Origin of the sequence: Microbacterium sp. HD4P20, from assembly GCF_019449275.2 — a bacterium.
GTDB lineage: Bacteria > Actinomycetota > Actinomycetes > Actinomycetales > Microbacteriaceae > Microbacterium.
In genome coordinates this window covers 357,399-382,681 of record NZ_JAHZQZ020000011.1, presented here as the reverse complement: position 1 = coordinate 382,681, position 25,283 = coordinate 357,399, and the positions used below count along the sequence as shown (strand labels likewise).

20 protein-coding genes are annotated in these 25,283 nt (G+C 69.0%); 8 read left to right on the top strand and 12 right to left on the bottom strand.

Annotated features, from left to right (window positions below; genetic code table 11):
- Positions 1-98: 98 nt before the first annotated feature.
- From K0817_RS04860 to K0817_RS04850, 3 genes are all read right to left on the bottom strand, one after another.
- Positions 99-779: a VOC family protein gene (locus K0817_RS04860; protein WP_219980269.1), complete on the bottom strand. Its 681-nt coding sequence runs from the start codon at positions 777-779 to the stop codon at positions 99-101.
- A gap of 119 nt (positions 780-898) precedes the next feature.
- The gene (locus K0817_RS04855; protein WP_219980267.1) at positions 899-1,693 is read right to left on the bottom strand and encodes a formate/nitrite transporter family protein; all 795 of its coding nucleotides are present in this window, start codon (positions 1,691-1,693) and stop codon (positions 899-901) included.
- Positions 1,694-2,304: 611 nt separating this feature from the next.
- Entirely contained in the window at positions 2,305-2,853 is a 549-nt protein-coding gene (locus tag K0817_RS04850) for a type 1 glutamine amidotransferase domain-containing protein (protein ID WP_219980265.1), read from the bottom strand.
- A 151-nt stretch (positions 2,854-3,004) separates the two neighbouring features.
- On the opposite strand from K0817_RS04850, the gene K0817_RS04845 reads away from it, so the two are divergent.
- The gene (locus K0817_RS04845) at positions 3,005-3,274 is read left to right on the top strand and encodes a hypothetical protein (protein WP_168912297.1); all 270 of its coding nucleotides are present in this window, start codon (positions 3,005-3,007) and stop codon (positions 3,272-3,274) included.
- A gap of 76 nt (positions 3,275-3,350) precedes the next feature.
- Positions 3,351-3,740, top strand: coding sequence for an ester cyclase (locus tag K0817_RS04840; RefSeq protein WP_219980264.1), 390 nt, complete (start codon positions 3,351-3,353; stop codon positions 3,738-3,740).
- A gap of 27 nt (positions 3,741-3,767) precedes the next feature.
- Here K0817_RS04840 and K0817_RS04835 read toward each other — a convergent pair whose 3' ends face one another.
- Positions 3,768-4,439 carry a Type 1 glutamine amidotransferase-like domain-containing protein gene (locus K0817_RS04835; protein ID WP_219980262.1) on the bottom strand — a complete coding sequence of 224 codons (672 nt, stop codon included), beginning with the start codon at positions 4,437-4,439 and terminating at the stop codon, positions 3,768-3,770.
- A gap of 116 nt (positions 4,440-4,555) precedes the next feature.
- Here K0817_RS04835 and K0817_RS04830 point away from each other — a divergent pair, with 116 nt between their 5' ends.
- Positions 4,556-5,539 carry a sugar-binding transcriptional regulator gene (locus K0817_RS04830; protein WP_219980254.1) on the top strand — a complete coding sequence of 328 codons (984 nt, stop codon included), beginning with the start codon at positions 4,556-4,558 and terminating at the stop codon, positions 5,537-5,539.
- Positions 5,540-5,548: 9 nt separating this feature from the next.
- Here the strand turns inward: K0817_RS04830 and K0817_RS04825 are convergent, their stop codons facing one another.
- The 4 genes from K0817_RS04825 to K0817_RS04810 all read right to left on the bottom strand — a co-directional run bounded on the left by K0817_RS04825 (position 5,549) and on the right by K0817_RS04810 (position 9,437).
- The gene (locus tag K0817_RS04825) at positions 5,549-6,211 is read right to left on the bottom strand and encodes an aspartate/glutamate racemase family protein (RefSeq protein WP_219980253.1); all 663 of its coding nucleotides are present in this window, start codon (positions 6,209-6,211) and stop codon (positions 5,549-5,551) included.
- 12 nt (positions 6,212-6,223) lie between these two features.
- Positions 6,224-7,147 (bottom strand): carbohydrate ABC transporter permease, encoded by a 924-nt coding sequence (locus tag K0817_RS04820; RefSeq protein ID WP_253735176.1) that lies wholly within the window; start codon positions 7,145-7,147, stop codon positions 6,224-6,226.
- Positions 7,140-8,021: a carbohydrate ABC transporter permease gene (locus K0817_RS04815; RefSeq protein ID WP_219980249.1), complete on the bottom strand. Its 882-nt coding sequence runs from the start codon at positions 8,019-8,021 to the stop codon at positions 7,140-7,142. The genes K0817_RS04820 and K0817_RS04815 overlap by 8 nt, the downstream gene beginning before the upstream one ends.
- Positions 8,022-8,093: 72 nt before the next feature.
- On the bottom strand, positions 8,094-9,437 hold the full coding sequence (locus tag K0817_RS04810) for an ABC transporter substrate-binding protein (RefSeq protein WP_219980247.1): 1,344 nt from the start codon (positions 9,435-9,437) through the stop codon (positions 8,094-8,096).
- Between the two features lie 156 nt (positions 9,438-9,593).
- Between K0817_RS04810 and K0817_RS04805 the strand changes: the two genes are divergently transcribed.
- The 3 genes from K0817_RS04805 to K0817_RS18685 are packed head-to-tail and all read left to right on the top strand — an operon-like array spanning position 9,594 to position 14,150.
- Entirely contained in the window at positions 9,594-11,615 is a 2,022-nt protein-coding gene (locus K0817_RS04805) for a glycoside hydrolase family 127 protein (RefSeq protein ID WP_219980245.1), read from the top strand.
- The gene (locus tag K0817_RS04800) at positions 11,612-12,883 is read left to right on the top strand and encodes a RuBisCO large subunit C-terminal-like domain-containing protein (RefSeq protein WP_219980243.1); all 1,272 of its coding nucleotides are present in this window, start codon (positions 11,612-11,614) and stop codon (positions 12,881-12,883) included. The genes K0817_RS04805 and K0817_RS04800 overlap by 4 nt, the downstream gene beginning before the upstream one ends.
- Entirely contained in the window at positions 12,876-14,150 is a 1,275-nt protein-coding gene (locus K0817_RS18685) for a four-carbon acid sugar kinase family protein (RefSeq protein ID WP_219980242.1), read from the top strand. The genes K0817_RS04800 and K0817_RS18685 overlap by 8 nt, the downstream gene beginning before the upstream one ends.
- Before the next feature lie 53 nt (positions 14,151-14,203).
- On the opposite strand, the gene K0817_RS04790 is transcribed toward K0817_RS18685, so the two are convergent.
- On the bottom strand, positions 14,204-14,482 hold the full coding sequence (locus K0817_RS04790) for a hypothetical protein (protein WP_219980240.1): 279 nt from the start codon (positions 14,480-14,482) through the stop codon (positions 14,204-14,206).
- 496 nt (positions 14,483-14,978) lie between these two features.
- Here K0817_RS04790 and K0817_RS04785 point away from each other — a divergent pair, with 496 nt between their 5' ends.
- Positions 14,979-15,800 (top strand): MerR family transcriptional regulator, encoded by an 822-nt coding sequence (locus tag K0817_RS04785; protein ID WP_219980234.1) that lies wholly within the window; start codon positions 14,979-14,981, stop codon positions 15,798-15,800.
- A gap of 262 nt (positions 15,801-16,062) precedes the next feature.
- Entirely contained in the window at positions 16,063-17,655 is a 1,593-nt protein-coding gene (locus tag K0817_RS04780; protein WP_219980232.1) for an HNH endonuclease signature motif containing protein, read from the top strand.
- Positions 17,656-17,888: 233 nt separating this feature from the next.
- On the opposite strand, the gene K0817_RS04775 is transcribed toward K0817_RS04780, so the two are convergent.
- The 3 genes from K0817_RS04775 to K0817_RS04765 all read right to left on the bottom strand — a co-directional run bounded on the left by K0817_RS04775 (position 17,889) and on the right by K0817_RS04765 (position 25,266).
- Positions 17,889-21,050 carry a glycoside hydrolase family 2 TIM barrel-domain containing protein gene (locus K0817_RS04775; protein ID WP_219980230.1) on the bottom strand — a complete coding sequence of 1,054 codons (3,162 nt, stop codon included), beginning with the start codon at positions 21,048-21,050 and terminating at the stop codon, positions 17,889-17,891.
- Between the two features lie 176 nt (positions 21,051-21,226).
- Positions 21,227-22,234 (bottom strand): LacI family DNA-binding transcriptional regulator, encoded by a 1,008-nt coding sequence (locus K0817_RS04770; RefSeq protein WP_219980228.1) that lies wholly within the window; start codon positions 22,232-22,234, stop codon positions 21,227-21,229.
- A 203-nt stretch (positions 22,235-22,437) separates the two neighbouring features.
- Positions 22,438-25,266 (bottom strand): alpha-L-rhamnosidase, encoded by a 2,829-nt coding sequence (locus K0817_RS04765; protein WP_219980226.1) that lies wholly within the window; start codon positions 25,264-25,266, stop codon positions 22,438-22,440.
- Positions 25,267-25,283 lie beyond the last annotated feature (17 nt).

The window sequence follows — 25,283 nt, the reverse complement described above, 5'->3', positions numbered from 1 at the left end:
TCCGTGATCTCGCCGATACACGGTCGCCTTCCGCTCCACCGAACAGCTGTGCACGCGCTCGCAATGTCTGATCGAGGGCGGAACGAGTCGTTCGGGTGTCACACCTCATTGCCGGCGGAGTCGCCCACGCTCGCGGGGCGGGCTCCGTCCGGCCACGCCGCGAGGCAGACCTTGTTGCCCGACTGATCCGCGAGGATCCACGCGCTCGGCGCTTCCGAGTCGTCAACGATGCGTCCCCCCGCAGCCACAGCCTCGGCCAGACGCGCCCCGATATGGTCGTGCGCAAGCGAGACATCGATGTGCATGGCGTGTCGGAGCGACTTGGAAGGGTCGAGATCCTGCATCCATACGGTCGAGCCCTGACCGAGCGGATCGATGCAGTTGTCGTCATGCAGCGGCGCGTAGCCGAGCACGGCGCGCCAGAAGGGCAGGTCGATCGCCTCCGGTTTCGCGGCGATCGCCACCTGGACCTCCTGCACCGCGTGTCGATCAGCGACCGCACCGTGCTCGCGCGCAAGAGCGGAGATGTCTCGCGCGACGTCGAGGTGGTCGCGCTCGGTGCCCCACATCTCACGGGTCAGCTTCACGGTGAGGTGATCCGACGTAGCGGTGAGCAGAACCCTCTCACCAAGTCCCGGCACCTCCGCTACCACCGCCGCAAGACGGGCAGCCGCCTGCAGGGATGCCACCGTGAAAACCGCCGTCGGGCCGCCGTGCAGGATCACCCAGTCGTCCACGCCGTCACCGGATAGGAATGCCCGCCACCCGGCTTCGCTCATGCGACCACCCTAAGGACCACACCGTGCGCTGAGAAGACGCATCGTGCGGACCCACCGCCAGCGGGTGCGCCATACCAGGGGCGTGGCGCACCCGTAACCCGTACTCGGCCGGCGGCGGTTCAGTCCTCGCTGGACCGGCGGGCGCCGACGTGCTGCACGACGTGAGTCACGGTCATGAGCAATATGCCGCCCAGCAGATTGCCGGCGGTGGCCACCCCGATATTGACACCGACATCTCCATAGTCGACGTCTCCCCCGAGCAAGACACCGAACAGGAGCATGAGAGCCGATACGACGACGTGGTCGAAGGGTCCGAGGGCAAGGAAGAAGCCGACCATGAAGGCCAGAGCGATGCGGCTGGCCACAGAATCGACGGCGTTCAGGAGGAACGAAAGCAGGGTCAGCAGGGTCCCTGCCGCGATGGCCCTGGCGAAGGTCGCCAGGGGGCTGTTTCCCGCGGTCTCTTCGGCGAGGAGGTTGAGCGTGTCATGCGCGACGGATGGCAGCGCACCTGGAATGGAGAAGATGAGCACCATCGCCGCGCCACCGATGAGGTTGAACAGCAGGACGAGTGCCCAGAGTCTCCCCAGGCCCCACCACTTCTTCCGAGTCGGCGCAGCCAGCGCGGCAGCCACAGGATCGAACAGGTTCTCGGTGAAGAGTTCGGAACGGCCTACCACCAAGAACACCAGCCCGATGGCGAAGGCGAGAGCGCCGGCGACCCTGCCGGGGCCATCGCCGAAGGCGGGGGCCATCCAAGATTCCACCATCCCCCAGGCGGTGATGCCGAAGACGATCGTCACGCCCGCGATGAAGCCCGTGGCGCCCTCTTCGAGCACGGTCATCGAGAGCCTGCGCTCACCCTCCGCTTCAGCGCGCTCGTAGATCTTGTCGGGAGCCGGTGCGATCGCCATGACGACATGGTTTACGCGGCCGCCGAGGCCGTGCAAGCCACTTGCTTGCACCCATCCGGCTCGCTAATGCGAGCGCGTGTGGGGCCGCACGGATTCTCCGCTAGGTGAAATCCGCCTCACGCGCAAGCGACTGCCCGCGATCGATCCCGCGAGCCAGAATCGAGTGGTCGTGCTGAAGGGCGGTCACCGGTTCTCTCGAGGTGAGCACGCACTACCCCACTGTGCGGGTCTCATTCCGGTTGCTCCTCGATGCCGGCACTGATGCCGCACAAGCGCGCAGGGCGATCGGTCGCGCCCTGCGCGGGATGCGCGTGGAGGGCACCCCGGAGCCCGACGCGGTCGTGACCGATGCGGAGAACGGCGCTCTTGAGGTCGAGGTCCGACTGTGGGCCGCATCCGATCGATCGTCACGAACCGTAGCGATCGACCGTGCCGTCCCCGCCGTCCTGGAGGCCCTTCGTGAAGCCGGGATTCGACTCGATGAGCCCCACACCGTGCTCATCGAGAGCGGCGACCAGCCACCAGGGCCGGATCAGTCTGACGTGGAGCCCGTTGCGACCAGGCCGCCGAAGCCACGACCGGGCTCGTGATGCAGAGACCCCGCTCAGCCGCTACGCGGACTGCGCGGAGTGCCGGCCCTCAGCGATCTCCTCGACCAGCTTGGCGTTGAACGCCGGGAGGTCGTCCGGAGTGCGGCTCGAGACGAGACCATCGTCCACCACCACCTCTTCGTCCACCCAGGTGGCGCCGGCATTGCGCAGATCGGTCTGCAGGCTCGGATAACTCGTCAGCGTGCGACCGTCGACGACCTTCGCTTCGATGAGCGTCCACGCCGCGTGACAGATTGCCGCGACGGGCTTGTGCTGCTCGAAGAACGCGCGGGTGAAGGCGACGGCCGCATCATCCATGCGCAGGTGGTCGGCGTTGACGACTCCTCCCGGCAGCACCAGGGCGTGGAAGTCGTCCGCCTTCACATCGGCCGTGACCTCGTCCACCGATTGGGTGTGGCCCTTCTTGCCCTTGACCTCGCCCGACTCCGGTGCGATCAGAACCGCCGTGGCTCCGGCATCCGTCACCGCCTGCCAGGGAGAAGTGAGCTCGCTGTCTTCGAATCCGTCGGTCGCCACGAATGCGACGCGCTTTCCAGTGAGATCAGTCATGGTTTCACGCTAGAAGACGAGGTCGTGCGGCCGGAGGGGGTTGACAGGCTTTGCCGCTTCTTGACGTCATGCAGCCGCGGGGAGAGATTGACGAGGAGCGCGGATGCCGCGTTCCACGAAGCGCAAACCCCCGACAGGAGATACTGGATGCATGTCTTCTTCTGTCGAACGCCGCTCCAACCCGACCGCGTGGGCCGCCTTCTGGTTCGCGCTGGCCGGTCTGGTCCTCATGCCGATCCCTCTGTTCATCGGGTTGATCCTGGGCGGCGGCCTTTCCATCGTCGCCGCAGTCCTCGCCGTGATCGCCCTGCTCAAGGGGCTCGCGCGCAGCGGCAAGGGCATCGCCCCCGTCGTGTTCGCCGCGATCTTCATCGCGCTCACGTGGGGCGGCATCTCGATCGGAGGCGGCACCATCTGGTAGGTCGCCCGGCCGGTTGCACCCACAACGACTTCGGCGCACGGACCTCCCTGGACTGCTCGTCACTGAGAATGGTCAGGTGGAGCCGTGGGAGATGCGCGAGTGGTACGCGGACTACCTGGATGCCTGCAATCGGCACGACCTCGACGAGATCCGGGCATTTCTCGACCCCGCGGTACGCCGTGCACATCTCCCCGGGGGCGCCGACGCCTGGATCGACGATCTCGCCGACCTGTTCCACGGCTTCCCCGACTGGCAGTGGCGCCGCATCCAACTCGTCGTCGAGGACGACCGCGTGGCGGCGCACCTGCGCGGAAGCGGAACACATCTCGGACCGTTCCGGGGTGTCGCGCCCACTCGCCGACACGCGAACATCGCCGAGTTCGCGATATACCGCATCGCGAAAGGCCGGATCGTGGAGTTCTCCGGCACCGAACCCATCGAACTCCTCGCATTGATCCAGGCATAGGACCCGAGCCGAGAGTTGTGGCGCCGGTCAGGTGTTGAACTCGAGCCATTTCCCTTCGGAGATCACTCGCGCGTCGCCGTCTTGCACGGCAATCGCCGTGTGGTCGTCGATCGCGAAGGAGCGTCCCTGGATCCCAGCCGCCCAGCGCGCAGCGCTCTCCGACGTATTGGACGACCAGCCGGGATAGTCCAAGTGCGGAAAGATCGAGAAGTCCACCACGCCGAGCGCTTCATCCGTGCCGTCGACATCCCATTCGAGGAATTCCTTGCCGATGCGCGGCGTCATGACCATGCTGCCGGCGCTCACCCCGACCCACACGGTATCTGCCAATGACGGAAGCAGGTCGGCAAGGCCCGACTCGCGCATCCAATGGCTGAGATAGATCGCCTCGCCGCCGTCCACCAGCAGTGTGTCGGCAGCGGTCACCCAAGGCTCCCAGCGTTCCCGCGCGATGGATGGCAGGGCGGTCAGCTCGAGAACCCCGACCGACCTCCAGCCCAGCTCCGTCAGACCTGGCTGGTCTGGCCATCGTCCGGCGGTCGACCTCCACACGGTCTGCGGCGAGCACATCGGGTGCCCCCATTGCGCCGTAGGGACGAGGAGTGCGTCGCTCTCTTCGATCGGCTTGCCGAGCAGCTCAACGAGCACCGAGCGGATCGAGGCGTTGGTGACGCCTCCCGACGTCAGCAGCATCTTCACGATCACACCCTCCGGCACTCACTCACGAATCTGCGGGCTCTCTAGCCTCGCCGGACGAAACTGAATATCCTTTCGTTAGCGAATCCTGAATCAGGACCGCCTTGATCGGAGTCTTCGTGTCACTGACCCGCTACACCCGGCCTGTCGACGGGCAGGTTCGTCTTCTGACCAAGGTCGCCCGCATGTACCACGAGCGCGGCGTCCGCCAGGCAGACATCGCTGCTGCGCTCAATATCTCACAGGCCAAGGTGTCCCGTCTGCTCAAGCGGGCAGAATCCGTGGGAATCGTCCGCACCATCGTGACGGTCGCGCCCGGCGTCTACGCCGAACTCGAAGAGCAGCTCGAAGACGCGTACGGCCTCGCCGAGGCGGTCGTCGTCGATGTCGACACCGACGCCGACGAGGCGGAGCTTCTGGCGTCGATCGGCGCCGGCGCCGCCGCGTACTTGGAAGCGACGCTCTCGGGCGGCGACCGCATCGGCGTCTCGTCGTGGAGCCAAACGGTTCTCGCCATGGTCGACCGGATGCGACCCTTCACGGTGCGAGGAGCCACCGAGGTCGTGCAGCTGCTCGGCGGCGTGGGCGCTCCGGAGGCGCAGAGCCACTCGAACCGCATCCTCGGCGAGCTCGCCCGCATGCTGGGCGCCGAGCCGGTATACGTCCAGGCGCCGGGGGTGGTCGCCGATCCGGCGATCCGCGACAGCCTGCTGCGCGACCCCTCGATGCAAGAGGTGACGCGGCACTGGAGGGAGCTGACGATGGCGATCATGGGCATCGGCAGCGTTGAGCCGTCCGACGTGCTGGCCACCAGCGGCAACGCCTTCGCGGCCGACGAGCGCGAAGCGCTGCTGGCTCAGGGCGCCGTCGGCGACATCTGTCACCGCATCTTCCGCGCCGACGGCACGCTCGTGCGCGGCGAGGTCGACGACCGCATCATCGCGATCCCTGTCGAGAACCTCATGCGCATCCCCCGGCGCGTCGGCATCGCCGGCGGCGAGCGCAAGCTCGAAGCGATCCACGGCGCACTCGCAGGCGGGTGGGTCACAACGCTCGTGACCGACCTTCGCTCGGCCGAAGCCCTCGCCGCCCGCTCGTCCTGACCGCGCGCTTCAGTGCGGGGCGAACGTCTCGGCGAGGCGCTCGACACCCAGGCGCGGGCTCGTGAGCACGGGCACGTCGACCGTGACAGCCTCGGCCGCGGTCGCCATCGAGGCCTGCGCGAGCACGACCACATCGGCCTCGGCGGCGCCGCGCTCGATCGCCGCCGCGACGAGCCGATCGTGCGTGGCGCGGTCGCCGCCGGCCACAGCCGCGAATGCACCCTCGATCACCTCGCTCGTGAACTCCGGCTCGACGCCCGCGAGGGCCGCGCGCTCCCCCAACAGCGCGAGGGTCGGCCGGCACGTGGTCGGCAGAGTCGCGAGTACCCGGATGCGGCGACCCGCGCGCACCGCAGCATCCGCCATCGCCTCATCGACCCGCAGCACCGGCAGCCCGGCAGCAGCAGCGGCGGGCTGAGCGAGCTCGGAGATCGACGAGCACGTGAACATGACGGCATCCGCTCCCCCGGCAGCCGCCGCGCGGACTAGATCCTCGATGCGTTCGGGAACGGATGCTGCGCGCTCGGCATCGCCGAGATCAGCGACGATCTTGTCGTCGAGGTAGTTCACGACGGTCGCTGCCGGCAGAAGCTCTGCGGCGAGCGCACCGAAGGGCGCGATGTTGACGGCACCGGTGTGAAGGAATGCGATGCGTGGTGCGGACGTGGTCATGAAGCCAGCCTCTCAGCCCTTGATGGCGCCGCCGGCCATACCGGCCATGATCTTCTTGTTGAGCGCCAAGAACACGATCAGGAGCACGACGATGTTGATGCTCACCGCCGCGAACAGTGGCCCGTACTGCGTGGATCCGTATTCGTCGCTCAGGCTGAGCAGGCCGACCTGGATGGTCGCCAGCTCAGGACGCGTCGTGAAGGTCAGCGCGATGAGCAGGTCGTTCCACACACTGAAGAACTGCACGAGGGCGACCGTGAGGATCGCGTTCTTCATCATGGGCACGCCGATGACGAAGAACGACCGCAGTGGACTCGAGCCGTCGACCGTCGCCGCTTCGAAGATCTCGCGCGGCACCGAGCGGAAGTACGTCGCCATGAGGAATGTCGTCAGCGGCAAGCCCATCACGGTGTAGGTGATGATGAGCGGTAGGAGCGAATCGGTGATGCCCATCCGGAAGTACACGATGAACAGCGGCACCAGGATCATCTGGCCGGGCACCATGATGCCCGCCAAGATGTACAGCAGCGTGCCGTTGCGGCCCTTCCAGATCATCACCTCGAGGGCGTATCCCGCGGCCACGCCGATGAAGACGATCAGCAGCACCGACGGGATCGTCACGATGATGCTGTTGAGGTAGTTCTGCCCGACGTTGCCGTTGGTGAGGGCGGAGATGTAGTTGTCGAACTGCCACGTCTCGGGCAGCGACAGCGCGGGGTTGGAGAGGAACTCCGACTGGGTCTTGAACGACCCGAGCACCATCCACACCTGGGGGTAGAGCACGACCACCATCAGCGCGCCGACCAGCAGCCACACCGGGATGCGTCGCACCAGGCGCATCGTCTTGCGACGTGCCGGGCTCGGGGCCGGCTTGCGCCGGGTCGGCACAGCGACGGTGGCCGGGGCATACTTCGTCATCGTCGTCATGTCAGACATCTGCCTTCCGTCGCGAGGATCGGAAGATCGCGAGCGTGAAGACCAGGCACAGCAGGGTCAGCACGAGCGCGATCGTCGAGCCGTAGCCGTACTCGGCGTACTCGAACGCCGTGCGGTACATGTACAGCGTGAGGGGAGCGGTCGAGGTGCCCGGTCCGCCCCCGTTGAGGGCCAGCAGGCTGTCGAACACCTTGAGCGTCGCGTTGAGGCTGAAGATGATCGACGACAGCAGGATCGGCAGCGACAGCGGAAGCACGATGTGCCGCACCAGCCGCAGTCCGTTGGCGCCGTCGAGCCGAGCCGACTCGATGATCTCTTCGGGGATGTCGAGCAGGCCCGCGTACAGCAGCACGGCATAGAAGCCCATCGAGCCCCACAGGGTCATGACGATCGCCGTCGTCATGGTGCCCGCGGTCGAGGCGAGCACCTCGACGCTCTCACCACCGAAGAAGTTGATGATGTCGTTGACCGGACCCTGATTGTCGCCGACGGCGACGAAGCTCTTGAACAGCAGCGCGACGGCCACGGTCGGCAGGATGGCCGGGAAGAACACGATGGTGCGGACGAATGACGACCCCTTGCGCAGGACGAAGACGTAGAGCAGCGCGAGCCCGTAACCCAGCGCCACTTGGCCGATCGTGGCGACGATCGCGAAGAAGACGCTGACCCACATCGACTGCAGGGCGGCCCCGTCGGCGAAGAACGTGGTGAAGTTCTCGAGCCCGATCCACTCGAACCCGCGAAGGGTGTTGCCTTCGAAGAACGACAGCCCGAACGACCACAGAACGGGGACGACCTTGAGAAGCGTATAGAGGAGCAGGGCGGGCGCCAGCAAGATGATGATCGTCTTGCGATCGCCGAAGATCGAGTTCATCGGGCGGGGGCTTTCTTTCGAAGGAACGGCCTCCCGAGCCTAGGCCCGGGAGGCCGGTGCATCAGATGCGGATCAGCGGTTGGCGTCGATGCTCGCCTGGAGCTCTGCCATGTAGTCCTCGGCACTCATCTGGCCCGTGGTGAGCAGCGCTACGTTGGTCGTCGCGAGCGAGTTGCTCTTCGGGTCGAAGAGGGCCTCGAACCACAGCGTCGTCTCTTCGATCCCCGCGATGCGCTCCTGGATCTCGGCCGTGCTCTCCGAGATGTCGGTGACCTCGCCGTTCACTTTGAAGCCCGAGATGACACCGGCGTCCTGCAGCGCCTGCTGACCGTAGTTCTCCGAGATGCAGGCGATCCAGTCGGTGACCTTCGGACCGAACTGCTTGGCGTTGACGATCATCGGTGCGCCCGCGTTGGCCGGGTACTGGTCGATCGAGCCTTCGCCACCCTCGACGGCGGGGAACGGCATGAAGCCGATGTTGTCGTCGCCGATCTGGTTGCGCTCGGGATCGTTGATCGCGCTCAGGAACCACGTGCCGTCATAGGTCATCGCGGCCTGGCCGGTGAGGAACATGTTCGACGACGTGTCGCCGTCGCGCGTGGAGAAACCCTCACCGAAGTAGCCCGCCTCGGCGAAGTCGGCGAGCGCCTGCGCACCCGCCACGTACTCCGGGTCGGTCAGTGCTGCGTCGCCGTCGCGGACAGCGGCCATCGCCTCGGGGCCGACGTTGCGGAAGATGTACATGCCCATGATCCGGGTCAGCGGCCAGCCGTTGGCGCCTGCCTCGGTCATCGGCACGACGCCGGCCTCTTGGAGGGTGGCGGCGGCATCCATCAGCTCATCCCACGTCTGCGGCTCTTCGATGCCGTTGTCGGCGAGAATCTGCTCGTTGTAGAAGATGCCCTCGATGTTGTATTGGTAGGGCATCGAGACGAATCCGCCATAGACCTGCTCCACCGTCGAGGCGGCGGCCGGCAGCACGTTGTCCCATGCGTCGGCGCCCTCGAGGGCGGCTTTCAGGTCACCGACGAGCCCGGCCGCAGCGAGGTCGCCGTCGGGGCGGATCAGCGCGGTACCGGCGATCGTGTGCGTCGGGAGCGCGTCCTGGCTGGCCAGCAGCGTCACCTTCTGCACCGTGTCGGCCTGAGCGACCTTCTGGTGCTCGAGGGGAAGCGCGTCATTCTCGGCCTCACAGGCGCCGGCGGCGAGCGCGTCGAGCTGCGCTTCGAGGACGGTGTTCTCGTTGGCCGTCATGACGGTGAATACATCGGGGTCGGGCCCGCCGGCGCCGCCGCCCTCGCCGTCGTTGCCTGCGTCACCGGAGCTGCCGGCGCAGGCCGCGAGCGGCATGACGGCGGCCAGCGCGATGCCGACCGCGAAGAGGGAGCGGCGGCGGGTGCTGCTGCGAGTGTTCATAGCGTCCTCCTTGACGACGACCATGCGGGTGAAAGGTACGAGCACGACAGTAGGCACGTTTCCAGAGTGTGTCAACACTCAGTGTTGAAATTCTATTCACTTCATGTTCAAATCGTGACTACAGTGACCTCACGCCACTCGGAAGGAACACCCCTCATGACCGCCACGACAGCGCTCCGGGCCCATGCCCGGCTGCGACCCCTCGACGCCGGGAGCGCACGGTGGGCGAGCGGCTTCTGGGGCGACGTGCACGACCGCATCCGCGACGTCACGATCCCGCAGATCTGGTCATCGCTGAGCGATCCCGCGATCAGCCCGGGCCTGGCCAACTTCCGCATCGCGGCCGGCCTGGAACCCGGACAACATCAGGGCCCGCCCTTCATGGACGGCGACTTCTACAAGTGGCTCGAAGCCGCGATCGCGCGGCTCGAGACCGATCCCGACCCCGAGCTCGGGGCGCGCATCGAAGAGATCGCCTCGCTGATCGCCTCGGTGCAGCGCGACGACGGCTACCTTCACACGCCGACGATCATCTCGGCGCGCGATGAAGTCGACGCGCGGGCGCTTGCCGATCGCTTCCACTTCGAGACGTACAACCTCGGCCACCTCATCACGGCGGGCGTACGGCACTACGAGGTGACCGGATCGACGACGCTGCTGGATGCCGCGCGCAAGGCCGCGTCCTTCCTCGAGGACCTCGCGACCAACAAGCCCGTCGAGCTCGCGCGCAGCGCGATCTGCCCCTCGCACTACATGGCGGTGATCGAGCTGTACCGCGCCACCGGCGACGAGCGTTACCTGCGCCTGGCAGAGGCCTTCGTGCGCGTACGCGACGACTTCCAGGGCGGCGACGACAACCAGGATCGCCTGCCGGTGCGCGAGCAGACCGTCGTGGCCGGGCACGCCGTGCGCGCCAACTACCTCTACGCCGGGCTCGCCGACCTCGTCGTCGAGAACGGCGACGCCGAGCTGGTCGAGGTACTCGAGCGGCTGTGGCACGACGTGATCGACACCAAGCTGTACATCACGGGTGGCTGCGGCGCCCTCTACGACGGCGCCTCCCCCGACGGCTCACCCTGGCAGAGCCAGATCAGCCGCGTTCACCAGGCCTACGGCCGCGCGTATCAACTGCCACAGACCACCGCCCACAACGAATCGTGCGCCAACATCGGCATGATCTTGTGGAGCGAGCGGATGCTGTCGCTCACGGGCGATGCGAAGTACGCCGATGTCATCGAGCAGGTGGCCTTCAACAGCCTGCTCTCGAGTATCAGCCTCGCCGGTTCGGAGTATTTCTATACGAACCCGCTCCGTCAGGTGCGGAACCTCCCCTACCCGCTGCGGCGCCCCGGCGACACGGCCATCCACCCCACGCCCGAGCCGCCGCCCTCGGACGAGCGGCTGCGAGAGCCGTACCTGAGCTGCTTCTGCTGCCCGCCCAATATCGCCCGCACGCTGGCCCGGTTCCACGAGCGCGCCGCTTCGCTCGGCGACGACGGGCTGTACCTGCACCTCTACGGCGGCGGCAGCATCGATGTCACGACCGAGGACGGCCGCTCGCTCGCGCTCCGAGAGGACGGTGACTACCCGTGGGGCGAGACGCTCACCTGGACCGTGACTGCCGCCACGCCCTCTCCCGACAGCGCCCGCGAGGGGGTGGGGGGCATCCCGCTTCACCTCCGCATTCCGGGCTGGTCGACGGGCGCGACCCTGACCGTCAACGGCGATGCGGTGGAGGTCACCACGCCGGGCACCTACACCCGCATCGAGCGCGCATGGCGCGAGGGCGACGTCATCCGACTCACGGTGTCGATGCCGGTGCGTGTGCTGCGCGCCCACCGCCTCGCCGAGGAGGCGACGAACCAGGTCGCCGTGCGGCGCGGCCCCGTCGTGTACTGCCTCGAGAGCGCCGATCTTCCCGACGGCATGGTGCTCGAGCAGGCCGCACTGCGCCGCGGCGCGACCTTCACGCCGATCGAGACCGAGATCGCGGGCCACCGCGTGATCGCGCTCGAGGCCGAGATCGCGGTGCTGCCGAGCGCAGACGAGAACGCGCTCTACGACGACCTTGCCGCCGCCGAGCTCGGCACGGCCACCGTGCGCCTCGTGCCCTACTACGCGTGGGGCAACCGTGGTGCGGGCGAGATGTCGGTCTGGCTCCCGCTGGTGTGGCGATGAGCGGCGCCCGGCTGACCGGTGAGCACGTCTTCGCGACCTACATCATCGAGACCTCGCTCCCGCTGAGGCGGGCGGCGGAGGTGCTCGCCGGCGAGCAGTCCACCGGCACCTTCGTGCGAGTGGAACGCGAGTCCGACGACCTGCGTGCCCGCTTCGCGGCGCAGGTGGAGTCCATCGAAGAGGTACCGCTCACGGGGTCGTCGCCGCTGCCCGGAGCCGTGGGCGATCCGTCCCATCGCCGACGCGCCGTCATGCGCCTGCGGTTTCCGCTCGACAATTTCGGCCCGTCGCTACCGAACCTGCTCGCCGCCGTCGCGGGCAATCTCTTCGAGATCAAGGAGCTGGCGGCGATCAAGCTCGTCGACGTCGACCTTCCGCCGGCGTTCGCCGAGCGCTACGCCGGCCCGAGTTTCGGCGTCGACGGCACGCGCCGCCTGATGGGCCGTCCCGAGGGGGCCATGATCGGCACGATCGTGAAGCCGAGCATCGGCCTCTCCCCGGCGGACCTCGCAGAGGTCGTAGGGCAGCTCGCCGAGGCGGGCATCGACTTCATCAAAGACGACGAGCTCCAAGGCAATGGACCGAGCGCGCCGCTGGCCGCACGCGTCCGCGCCGTCATGCCCGTGCTTGAGCGCTATGCCGACCGCACCGGCCGCAAGCCGATGTACGCCTTCAACATCACCGACGACATCGGCAGCCTCGAGGCCAACCACGACCTCGTCGTCGAGGCCGGTGGCACGTGCGTGATGGCGTGTGTGAATCTCATCGGACTGCCGGGGCTGGAGTTCCTCCGTCGGCACGCGGCCGTGCCGATCCATGGGCACCGCGCGATGTTCGGCGCGTTCGGTCGCTCCGAGCAGGTCGGGATAGGGTTCCGTGCGTGGCAGAAGCTCGCGCGCCTCGCGGGCGCCGACCACTTGCACACCAACGGGATCAGCAACAAGTTCTACGAGACGGACGACCAGGTGCTCGACTCCATCGCCGCGGTCCGCGAGCCGCTGCTCGGCCTCACGCCGACGGTTCCCGTGCTGTCGTCGGGCCAGTGGGGCGGCCTCGCGCACGCGACCTACGCGGCGGTGGGCACGACCGACCTTCTCGTCCTCGCCGGTGGCGGCATCCACGGTCATCCCGATGGTGCTGCCGCGGGCGTGGCGAGCATGCGCGAGGCGTGGGCCTCGGCGGCGCAGGGCGAGACCGTCGAGGTCGCCGTCGAGCGCTCGGCGGCGCTGCGCCGCGCCACCGAGCTGTTCGGGCCCGTCCGTGTCTGACAGCGCCCGCTCTCGGGGCGTCGTCGCGTTCTACGGCGACGACTTCACCGGGAGCGTCGACGCGCTGCTGCAGTTCGCGCGGCGCGGGTGGACGGGGCGGCTGTTCACCGCGATTCCGGATGCCGCGGCTCTCCGCCGCGCCGCATCGGATGTCGATGTGGTCGGCGTGGCGGGCATCTCGCGGTCGCTGGATCCTGACGCCATGGAGGCGGAGTTGCGCCCTGTGCTCGAGGCGTTCCGGCAGCTCTCGCCCCAGCTCGTCCAGTACAAGGCGTGCTCGACCGCCGACTCGGCGCCGACCGTCGGCAGTCTCGGTCGCGTCATCGAGCTCGGACGGGAGGCGTTCGGCGACCGACCGGTGCCGATGCTCTTCGCTCAGCCGGACTTCGGCCGCTACACGCTGTTCGGCCAGCACTTCGCTGCGGAGCGCGGCGTCGTCTACCGCCTCGACCGGCAGCCGACGATGTCGACCCACCCGTCGACCCCGATGACCGAGGCAGACCTCGCGGTGCACATCAGCCGGCAGACGTCGCTGCCGATCGGCTCGGTGCCCCTCGTCGCCTTCGACGACCTGGCGGTCCGCTTGCGCGAGGCACCCGAGGCGGCGCTCGTCCTCGATGCGCTCACCGACGAGCATCTCGTGGCCGTCGGATCTGCGCTGGGGGCGCTGCCCTCGCCGATCTTCGCGATCGGCTCGGGCGGGCTGTCCCATGGAATCGCGGCTGCGTCCCCCGGCTCCGCCTCCGCCCTTCCGACGTCGACGCAGGCGTCCGGACCGGTCCTGGTCGTGTCGGGCAGCCGTTCCGCCCAGACGAGGCGGCAGGCGGATGCCGCGGCCACCGCCGGCTGGATGGTCCTGCCACTTCCGCTCGGTGCCGCCCGCTTGCCCTCCACGACGGACGAGGTCCTAGGCGCACTGGGGTCGGGACGCGGCGTGGTGCTGACCTCGGACGACGCCGACACCACCTCGACCGGCTCGGGACCGGTGCTCGAGTCGATCGCGGAGGCCGCTGCATCCGTCGTCATCTCCGCGGTGCGGGAAGGCGCGACCCGTCGCGTCGTCGTGTGCGGCGGCGACACGTCCAGCCGCGTCACGCGACTGCTCGGCGTCGAGTCGCTCTCGATCGCGGCGAACCCGTGGGGCAACGTCGTCCTGCTGCGGGCCCAAGCGTCCGACGCCGCCGTCGACGGACTGGAGCTGGTGCTGAAGGGCGGTCAGGTCGGGTCGGACACGCTGTTCACCGACGTGGCGGCGCTCGGGGCCTGAGGCGGCGGGTTCGCCGGGCCGTGTTCGTCGGGCCGCGAGCGAACGGGATGCGGTCACTTTACGGTCGTCACGGAGTGCTCGTTGGTCTCTGTGTCGCAGGTGGTGACCCGCCACGCCGGCGCCCCGCCTTCGGTGACACGAGCCATCTCGATGATGAGAGGGGTTGGCCACCGCTCGCCTGACAGCCGGGCCGCCTCGTAGATCGAGCTGCCTGTCGGCTGCTGCTCCGCGTCCGTGAGCTCGACCGTGTGAGATGCCAGAGTCTCCAGAGTCCGCACGTCAACGAGCGATTCCTTGCCGAAGCTCGGATCCTCCACACGCTCGCCGAACATGTCGTACTTGGTATCGACGCTCCGAAGCCGCCACATCCACTCCGAGTCGACGTACTCCAGGCGCAGGCCCGACGATGCTCCCGCCGACCGCAGAAGACTCCCCCGGCAGCGACTCAAGAAAGTCAGTGGGCCATGAGAACTCGGGCGGCATGCACGTGCCAGGGAAGCCATCCCCGACCGCATCGGGTGGGCTCGGGACAGTCGAACACGCTGCGCATGCCAGCGTCGACGCGAGCAGGAGCACAGCGCCCCATCGGCGCGGTCCCGCGCTCGTCGCCCCGTAAGACACCCGTCCACCGTATCGGCACCGCGTCGGCGCGCCGCCAGCCGGGCTGTGGTGCGCGGCGTGGACTACCGCTCGACCGCTCGCCACAGGACGGCCGCGGCGCAGAGGCTTCGCCACGCCTGCGTTGAGGGATGACGACGTTCCTCCTGGTCCGCTCATCGCCCTGTGGTTGACTCTGACACTGTGTCATCGTCGAACGTGGCCAGCACCATGTACACCATTGGAGAGTTCGCCGCCTTCGGGCGCGTCAGTGTGCGGATGCTGCGTCACTACGACGCGATCGGCCTGGTGATTCCGGCGCACGTCGATCCGCACTCGGGTTATCGCAGATACGCGAGCACGCAACTGCCCCGGCTGCTGCGGATCGTCGAGCTGCGGGAACTCGGCGTCGGCCTCGACGATATCGCCTCAGCGCTGGATTCCGACGACGAGAGCCGGATCCGTCACGTGCTCGCGAAGCGGCGGGCCGAGCTGGTCGCAGCGATCGACGCGGACACCGCACGCCTGGAGCGCATCGACCGGCGTCTCTCCCTCCCGGAAGGAAGCACCGCCATGTCAGAGACCGTCCAATACCGCCGCGTCGACGCTGTCACCGTCTACGCCACATCGGGAATCGCCCCTGGGGGCGGCCCCGAGAACGTCAGTCCGGTCGTCGGGACCATCATCACGGGACTCGATGATGCGCTCGAGGCTGCCGGCCGGCAGATCATCGAGCCGGGCATCTTCTGGTATGAGCCCGTGCCGGATTCGGACGACCTCGCCGTCCATGTGTCCTACGTCGCCGAACCCGAGCCGCAGCCCGGGGACGGCTACGACGTCGTCACGCTGCCCGCGGTCGAGACCATGGCGACACTCCTCCATCGAGGCGACATGTCAGGCATCGGCGAGTCGTGGTCACGCCTGATGGGCCGTGTCATCGACGAGGGCTACCGAATGACCGGACCCTGTCGCGAGGTCTACGTGGAGGCCGACGGGCACGAACCGGGACCCGACTGGGTGACCGAACTGCAGGTTCCGGTCGAGAAGGCGTGAGGTCAGCTTCGCTGCGGTGAGAACGCCGAGCGTGTCCGTGGTTCACCCGGTGCGCCCGGCGTCCCTCGCATCCGCGCTGGGGCGTCATCTGAGAAGCCAGTCTTCGCGAGCGTGTAGTCGTCGTCATCGTCGGCGCGCGCATGCTGCGCAGCCGACGTCCGCTTGGTCGCGGGTCGGGGGTCGGCGGTCGGGTGATCGGGCTCGCGAAATCAGTCTTGTCGCTGATAAGCACGAATGTCGGAGGCCAGCGGCATGATGAAGTATGGCATTCTTCTCCGACCTGCAGGCAGCGCTGGATGCGCTGCGCACAGTGGTTGGAGACGATGTCGAGGCCGTCGACATTCCTTGCGTCGTGCAGCAGATCACCGATGAGAATGTGCTGGCGCTCATTGAGCACGCCAGCGTGCTCGTGCGTGGCGGAGAGTGCGTGCGGATCGCCGGATCAGGCGCAGTGGCCTCCCGTTCTACCCGTGACGCCGGACACAGCGGCTTGGCGCAGAAGCGCGGGCACCGCTCGACCGTGTCGCTGATCCAGGACCTCACCGGCTCGACCCGCGCAGACGCGGCCAAGCAGGTGCGGCTCGGCGAAGCCCTCGCGGCGGGGCTGGTGCCCGTTGAAGCAGGTGACTTCGCCGACCATGATGCGAGGACCGAGGGGCAGGCGTCGGTCGACGAGGACACGGATGCGGGAGTGCCCACGGCCAGGCAGGCCGGAGCTGCCCGGCGACCCTGGCATGCGGTGCTCGGTGAGGCGCTGATGACGGGGGCGCTCACCTCGGCGCAGCACGACGCGATCTACCGCGGACTGGGCGAACCGCCCGTCGACGATGTGGGGGCAACGGACGATCCGACGACCCACGGCGCGTCGGAAGCCGCTGTGACGGCGGGCCGAGCTACCGAGGTGAGGACGGCTTGGGAGACGGCTGCCGGTCAACTCATCGACGAGGCCTCGGAGCGCACCGTCGAAGAGCTGGCGTCGGCGGCGCGCACGATTCGCGATCTGCTGGATCCCGCAGGTGCCGAGCTCCGGTTCGAGCAGCGCTTCGAAGCACGCTCGTTCCGCCGGTGGACCGATCGCGACGGCATCCGTCACGGCAGCTTCACGTTCGAAGACGAGGGCGGCGCGTGGATCGAGTCCATCATCGACACCGCCCTGCGCCCTCGCCGCGGCGGCCCGCGATTCGTCGACCCCGACGAGAAGGCCCGCGCCGAGGAGCTCGCCACCGACCCGCGCACCAACGACCAGCTCGCCTACGACCTGATGCTCGACGTGCTCCGCGCCGGAGCACTCGCCGATGCTGAGACCGTCTTCGGCACGCGGAGGGCGGGGATCCGCATCGTCGCGACGGCCGGTCTACTCGCTGACGCGACCGAAGGCCGCGCTGCCGTTGCGCTGCTCGAAGACCACGACATGACGCTCCCGGGCTGGCTGGTCGCACGACAGGCCTGTGACACCGGCACGATGACATGCACGCTCGACGAGCGGGGCAACCCGCTCGACCTCGGACGCGAGGCGCGCCTTTTCTCGTCGAAACAGCGCGTTGCTCTCGCCGTCCGCGACGGCGGGTGCCGGTGGAGGGACTGCGATCGACCTGCCTCCTACTGCGAAGCGCATCACATCGATCCGTACAGCGAAGGCGGCCGCACCGATATCGACCGCGGCATCCTGCTCTGTCGTTGGCATCACATGCAGCTGCACCACGGCGAGTGGCGCATCTCCCGTGAAGGCAAAGGCGACTTCCTCCTTCACGCGCCGGACGGTGGGGCTCCTGTCGCCCTGCCCGTGCGCCTCGCGCGCCGCTATGCCTGGGGCGATCTGAAGCCACCACCTCGAAGATTCCGCCCCGCCGCCTGAGCGACGGCGGGGCCACGGCGACGGCGGACTGAACGACGCGGAGAACCTCTGCGACGTTCAGGCGGATCAGTTCGCCCACCCCGCTCTCAGGGGCAGGCGTGCCACGGGGCGACCGACGGGCGCCCCCGAGAGAGCCAGCGACCGCGGCATCCGCTCGCCGTCGTCAGCTCGCCCGCATCCGCTCGCCCGCATCCGCTCGCCCGCATCCGCTCGCCCGCAACCGCTCGCCGATGTCAGCACGCCTGCAGGCGCACGCTCCAACCGGTGCGCTCGCGCGGAATGCGGTACCGCTCAGGAAGGGCAGGACCGACGGATGCCGAGCCCAGGCCCTGCTGCGCATGGTCGATGTTCAGCCACACGCGGCCGGAGTCCACGAGCTCGTGCGGCTTGTCGGCGCGCGCGAGGTCGTGCGAGGTCCATCGCCTCGCCGTGAAGTCGAACTCGGGGCGTCCGTCGACGCGGAGCGACGGCATCCCGTCTCCCTCGATCTCGAGCCAGCGGGTCTGAACGTGATTGCCGTTCTCTTGCGGCACCGGGTACGGCACCTGCAGCTCGTCGACGGTGCGCGAGAACCGGCCGAGGCGCGAGCCGGCGTGCGAATCGACGTAGGTCTCGCCGGGACCACGCCCGAACCATGTCACACGTTGCGCGGCACCCGGCAGCGCGAAAAGCAGCCCGAGCCGCGGCACCCAGATGTCGCGATGCAGGTACGGGGTGTCGGCCCAAGGTCCGACGAATTCGACCGTGACGTCGAGCGTGAGCGCCGCGTCCTCGGGCGTCCACGTCATCGTCCAGTCGACGCCATGCGGGTGGGTACGCGGTGCGGTGCGGCCGCGCACCAGCAGCCGACCCCCTTCGGCGGTCACCCCGCGGACTCGGTGCAGCAGCCGATCCAGCGCCGTCTTGCGCCACACCGAAGCCAGGTCGTTGAGCGCACCCTGGCCGTGGTCGTTCTCAGTCGGTGCGCGATACAGGTCGAGCACCGGACCGTCGATCTCGAGGTCGCCCAGTCGCACGAGCCGCCCGGTGGCGGGGTCGAACTCCCCCGCCCCCACGTGCAGGGGCTCGGTCGCTTCGCTTCGGGCGGCGGTCGAGGTTGAGAGACCGCGCGGGGATGCTGGCCACCCCGGATGCGTGATCACTGAACCCGCATGTGGTTTCTCAACCTCATCGGCCTCGGCACGGGCGGCGGACGGGGCCAGAGTGTCCGCGAGCACCCGTTGCCCCCAGGCGAGCACATGACCGGCGGGCGCCCAGAGCGTCTCGGCGGCGAGCGCCGCCTCGACGGTCAGCACGGCATCGGAGCGTCCGTCGGCAGCGGTCGCGGCATCCGGAATCTCGATCTCGACCGACGCGCCCGCCGCCAGCGGCGGCGGGCGCAGCACCCCGCTGGCTACCCGCGCACCCCCGGCCTCGAGCGACCAGCGGAAGACCAGATCGGCGGTGTCTGCGCGATGTCGGTCGTTCACGATGTGCACCGAGCGCTCGCGCACATCGATCGAGATCGGTTCGTGCGCCTTGGCCAGTTCGACCAGCCCGGGCGTCGGCGTGCGATCGCTGAACACCAGGCCATGCAGGCTGAACCGGCCCCCGCGAGGGTCGTAGTCCACGTCGTCGCCATGCATCGTGAACGGGATGCCGTCAGCCGTGGCCGACGAGAACCCGTGGTCGATCCACTCCCATACGAACGCACCGCACAGACGGTCGTGCGCGCGGATGATGCGCCAGTAGTCCTGCAGCGAACCGGGGCCGTTGCCCATCGCATGCGCGTACTCCACCAGCAGGAACGGCAGGCCCCGACGGCGCTCCTCGTCGTCCTCGCTCACCCCCTCGGGCAGTTGTGCCAGCCCGGACTCGTCGGCGACCATGCCGTGCATGCTGAGGCGGCCACCGCGCGGCTCCTCACGGCGCCCGATCTTCTCGAGCAGCTCGAGCGACGGGTACATGAGCGAGTAGAAGTCCGAATCCCGGTAGCTGGGGTCGCGCTCGTACAGCACGGGACGGGACGGGTCGCGCACGTCGAGCCACCGGCGCATCTCGCCGAACGTATCGCCGGTCATGCTCTCGTTCGCGAGCGACCACACCACGACGCTCGGCCGGTTCTTGTCGCGCTCGACGGTGCGGCGCAGGCGATCCATGAGCGCGTCGCGCCACATCGGCTCGGCGGGCGGATTACCCTCCCACCCCGAGTAGATGAAGCCGTGCGTCTCGAGGTCGACGTCGACCACGACCCACAGCCCGTACTCGTCGCACAGCCGCAGGAACTCGGGATGCGGCGGATAGTGGCTGGTGCGCACCGCGTCGATGTTCGCGCGCTTCATCATCACGATGTCCTGAATCATCGTCGTGCGGTCGAGCGCGCGACCGGTGTCGGGGTGGTGCTCGTGCCGGTTGACGCCGCGGAAGGTGACCGGCCGGCCGTTCGCCACCAGGACGCCGTCGACGATCTCGACGCGCCGAAAGCCGACGACGAGCTCGACGGTCTCGCCCACGGACGTCAGCGTGCCGCGATACAGCCGCGGACTCTCGGCGCTCCACGGCTCGACCGGTACAGTGACGGCTTCGCCGGCGGGCACGCGGATGCCGAGCCCGGGGATCTCGACGATCGCCGCGGTGGAGGCATCCACTCGCAGCGTGCCCATGCCCGTCGTGGCGTCGAAGTCGGCGTGCACGAAGTGGTCGTCGATCGCACCGTCGGCTCGAGACAGCAGCTCGACGTCACGGAAGATACCGGGGAGCCACCACATGTCCTGGTCCTCGAGATAGGTGCCCGACGACCACCGGTGCACGCGCACGCACAACACGTTGCGTCCGGGACGCACGGGCGCGTCGAACTCGAACGGCAGCCGGCTGCCCATCGACCAGCCGAGCTCCTCACCGTTGAGCCACACCCGCGCGCACGAGTCGACACCCTGGAAGCGCAGCACAGCCGCGCCGAAGTCTTCGGCGACCTCGAACACCAGCCGGTAGTCGCCGGTCGGGTTCTCGGCCGGCACGTGAGGTGGATCGAGCGGGATCGGGTACGCCGTGTTGGTGTAGAGCGGCCCTTCTTCGGTGCCGAGCATGCGGCGCGGGGACCCACCCGCGAGAGGGGTGAACTCCTCCAGCACCCAATGGGACGGCACCGGCATCGCATCCCACGACGCGTCGTCGAACGCGTCACTCAGCCACGCATCACCGGTTCCCTGTGCCGTCGGCGAGAGGCGGAAGCGCCACGAGCCGTTCAGGCTCTGCACGCGGGCATCGCTGCGGGCGTCGGCGCGAGGCGTCCGGCGTCCAGACCCGGGGCGCGTGCTCTCCCAATAGCGGTCGGCGGCAATCTCAGCTCCGGCCACCTGGCCCCGGGCGGGAGCGGTGGAACACTCCGGCGAAGATCCGGCGTCTTGCTTCGTCATGAGGCGGTGCATATCCATTCTGCTTTGAATGCACCTGCAGTCTAGCGAGTCGACGCTTTCGGCGGGAACGAGCCAAGCCGAGTCACGGTCGCGAGGGAGCCCGCGCGACCGCTCGTGCACGGGGCGCGACCGGGCCGCCCGCACGGGTTGCTCGCGACTACGCTCCGCCGCCGCGCTCAGCCCGCGGTGGACTCGCGGACGACGAGCTCGGGCCGGAACCGCACCGTGCGCTCGTGGCCGCCGCCGTCTTCGTCCAGCTCCTTGAGCAGCAGGTCGACGGCGGTGTACCCGATCAAGTGGGCGGGCTGGCGGATCGAGCTCAGCGGAACCACCGTCGCCGAGGCGAAGTCGATGTCGTCGTACCCGATCAAGGCGATGTCGCGCGGCACGAGCAGGTCGGACATCAGTGTGAAAGCCTGCAGCGCCCCGACGGCGAGCAGGTCGTTCGCTGCGAAGACGGCGTCGGGCCTTTCGGCGGCGGGCCGCGCGCGGATCGCTTCGCCGGCGGCCCGGCCCTGCAGTACCGACAGTGCGGGCATTTCGATGACCTCGAGCGTCGCATCCGGCGCCTCGGCGACCGCGCGTCGCGCGCCCTCCAGGCGGTCGGCCACCTGCCGGATGGTGCCAGGCCCGGCGACATACGCGATGCGTCGGCGGCCGGTCGAGAGCAGGTGCGAGACCGCGAGATAGCCGCCCTCGACGTCGTCCACCGACACCGACGCGAACTCGTGCCCCGGGTCCTCGTGGTCCACGAGGATCACCGGAACGCCGCCGGTGCGAAGCCGCGAGAGCCGGTCGAGCCCGCCGTCCACCGGAGTGACGAGCACGCCGTTGACGCGCTGCTCGCGGAAGAGGTCGAGGTACGCGTCCTCGCGATCCGAGCGCTCATCGCTGTTGCCGAGCAGCACGCTCATGCCGGCCTCGGCAGCGCGATCCTCGGCACCTCGCGCGACCTCGGCGAAGAAGGGGTTGCCCGCATCGAGCACGATCATCGCGATGCTGCGACTGCGCCCGGCGCGCAGCTGTCGTGCCGCGTCGTTGCGCACGAAGCCGAGCTCGTCGATCGCCTGCAGCACCCGCTCCACGGTCGCCGGTGCCACCTTGCCCGGCCGGTTGAGCACGTTCGAGACGGTGCCGACCGAGACGGATGCCGCGGCCGCGACATCCCGCACGCTCACCACCATGTCACCAACCCCGTCATCCCCGCGTGTGCGGGTCGCTGTCCGCGAGTGTAGGGCACGACCCGCGCCGAGCCGCAGCATCCCTACCGTCCAACAGGTCAACCGGCCCTCCACAGGACGAATCCCCGCGAATTCCTCCTGTGGAAGCCCCGTTCTCCTGCGGAGCGACCGCCGCGAGCCCCGAGCTCGCCGGCCGCGGGTCGGGGTCAGGCATCGACGCGCTCCTCCTGACGCCGGGCGGACAGCTCGGCGAGGCGATCCGCGACGGCCTGTTGCAGTTCGGGCCCGGCATGCTGGAAGAGCGCCTGCCGGAGCTGGCGGCCCGGCATCCACTTCGTGGTCGTCCGCACGGCGTGCGCGCTCTCGGGGCTCTCGGCTTCGATGGCCGCCAGCACCGCGGCATACGCCTCGGGGTCGTCGATGATGGCGGCGAGGCTCGAGTCGAGCCCGACCTCGGCCGGCGGCACGGGCAGCGCCCCGTCGTCGTCGACCTCCCACGAGTGCGAGCCGGAGCCCACCCCGAACGATCGGCCGTCCGGCAGGTCGACCGTCGCGGTGGTGTTCGGCGGCACCGTCGCCTCGATGCGGACCCTGTCGCCCTGCCGCGTCCACTCGACGCGCGCCCGGCCGAAGGGCGTCAGGTGCTCGGCCGCGGCGTGCTCGAGACCGGCCAGCGGCTGCGGCGCGATGCGGAGGCTCTGGTAGCCCGGAGCGTCGGGGGCGAGCCCGCCGACCACGCGATGCAGCCAGTCCGCGATGGCGCCGAGCGCGTAGTGGTTGAACGACGTCATCTCGCCGGGGTTGATGGTGCCGTCGGGCAGCATCGAGTCCCACCGCTCCCAGATCGTCGTCGCGCCCATCGTCACCGGATACAACCACGACGGGTTCTCGGTCTGCGTCAGCAGTCGTCTCGCCGTCTCGAGGTGGCCGGTCCGGGTGAGCGCGTCCTGGATGATCGGCGTGCCGACGAACCCCGTGCCGATGCGGTAGCCCGACTGACGGGTCAGCTCGGCGAGCCGGGCCCCCAGAACCTCGTGCTGCTCGGCCGGCGCGATGCCGAAGACGATCGCCATCGCGTACGCCGTCTGCGCGTCCGAGACCATGCGGCCCGCGGGCGTCACGTACTCCGCGAGGAAGGCGTTTCGCACTTCCTCCGCGACACGACCGTATTCGGCCGCGTCATCATCGTCGCCCAGCAGCGCCGCCGCCCGGGCGACCGCCTCGGCGGAGCGGAACAGATACGCGCTCGCGACGATGTCGGTGTCGGTCTTGGCGTTCGCCGGCAGGTGCGGCGGCGCGTCGGGGTCGAGCCAGTCGCCGAACTGGAACCGGCCCTCCCACAGGCGCCGCGGGCCGGCGATCTCGATGATCGCGTCCGTCCACGCCTTCATGCTGCGGTACTGGCGCCCGAGCGTCACCGTGTCGGCGTAGCGCTCGTGGAGCACCCACGGCACGATGGTCGCGGCATCCCCCCACGCAGCGGCCGGCGCCGGATCGCCCAGCACGTTCGGCACCACGAACGGCACGACGCCGTCGTTCTGCTCGATCTCGAGATCGCGCAGCCACGAGTCGAGGAATCCGCGCACGTCGTAAAGGAAGCTCGCGGTCGGCGCGAAGACCTGGATGTCGCCGGTCCAGCCCAGGCGCTCGTCGCGCTGCGGGCAGTCGGTCGGCACGTATAGGAAGTTGCCCCGAAGACCCCAGACGACGTTCTCGTGCAGGCGGTCGACGAGGGGATCGGATGCCTCGAACCAGCCCGTCCGCTCCATGTCGCTGTGGATGACGACCGCGGTGACGTCGGAGGGGTCGAACTCGCCGGGCCAGCCGGAGATCTCCGCGTAGCGGAACCCGTGGAAGGTGAACTCCGGCTCCCACACCTCGACCCCGTCGCCGGAGAGGATGTAGTGATCTGTCGCGGCGGCAGCTCGCAGCGGACGCGTGCCGAGCTCGCCGTGCTCGAGCACTTCGGCATGCCGGAGAGTGACCTCGGTGCCCGCCGGGCCCGCGACCCGGATGCGCAGACGGCCCACGAGGTTCTGGCCGAAATCGAGCACCGTCTTGCCGCTCGGGGTCGTGATGACCTCGCGCACCGGCAATTCGTCTATCCGCCGGACGAAGGGCGACACCCGCGCCTCGGGCACCGCGATCGGCTCGTGCTCGGCGACCGGCGCCCAGTCCGCGTCGTCGAAACCGGCCTCGGCGTACCCGCGACCACCCGCGTCGCCGAGCGCACGGCGGGCGTCGTAGTCCTCCCCGGCGTACAGCCCGCTGGCGGTGATGGGTCCGGTGAAGGCTCGCCACGACGAGTCGGTGGCGACGGTCTCGGTGTGCCCGTCGGCGTACTCGATCACCAGCTGCGCCGCGAAGCGCGGCTGATCGCCGTAGTGACGGTGCGCGTTCCCGCGGAAGCCGAACCGCTCGGTCGCCCAGGCGCCGGCGAGGCGCACCCCGAGGGCGTTGGTCCCCTCGGTCAGCAGCGCCGTGACATCCGTCGTCTCGTGCACGGTCCGCTCCCGGTACGGCGTCCACCCGGGCTTCATCACCTGGTCGTCGACGTCGGCGCCGTTGACCGCGGCCTGGTACACCCCGACGGCCGTCGCGTACAGGGTCGCCCGTCGCACCGGCCCGCCGATCTCGAACTCGGCGCGCAGGTAGGCCGGCTGCGCCTCCTCTGCGGGGTCGGCCAAGCCGATCGTCGACGCCACCCACTCGCCGTCGCCGAGGAAGCCGGCGAAGATGCGCCGGGGCTCGCTCCACGACCCCTCGACGTCGTCCTCGCCGGTCACCCGCACGCGGAGCACGACCTCCTCGCGCGGCGCGAGGGGTGCGAACGGCCACGGCACCTGGGTCGCCGCTCGGCCCGCCACGCGGTGCGTCTCGACTCCGCCCGGGCGGGTGAGCTCGAGCTCGGCATGCCGCTGCAGCCAGTCGGGGGTAGCGGTCTCGGTACGCCAGCCGAGGCTCGGCGCCGCGGTCGCGACGACGTCGCTGCGGTAGGGGGCTTCGATGACGATCTGCGTGGCCGGCTGGCTCATGACACTCCTTCTATGCT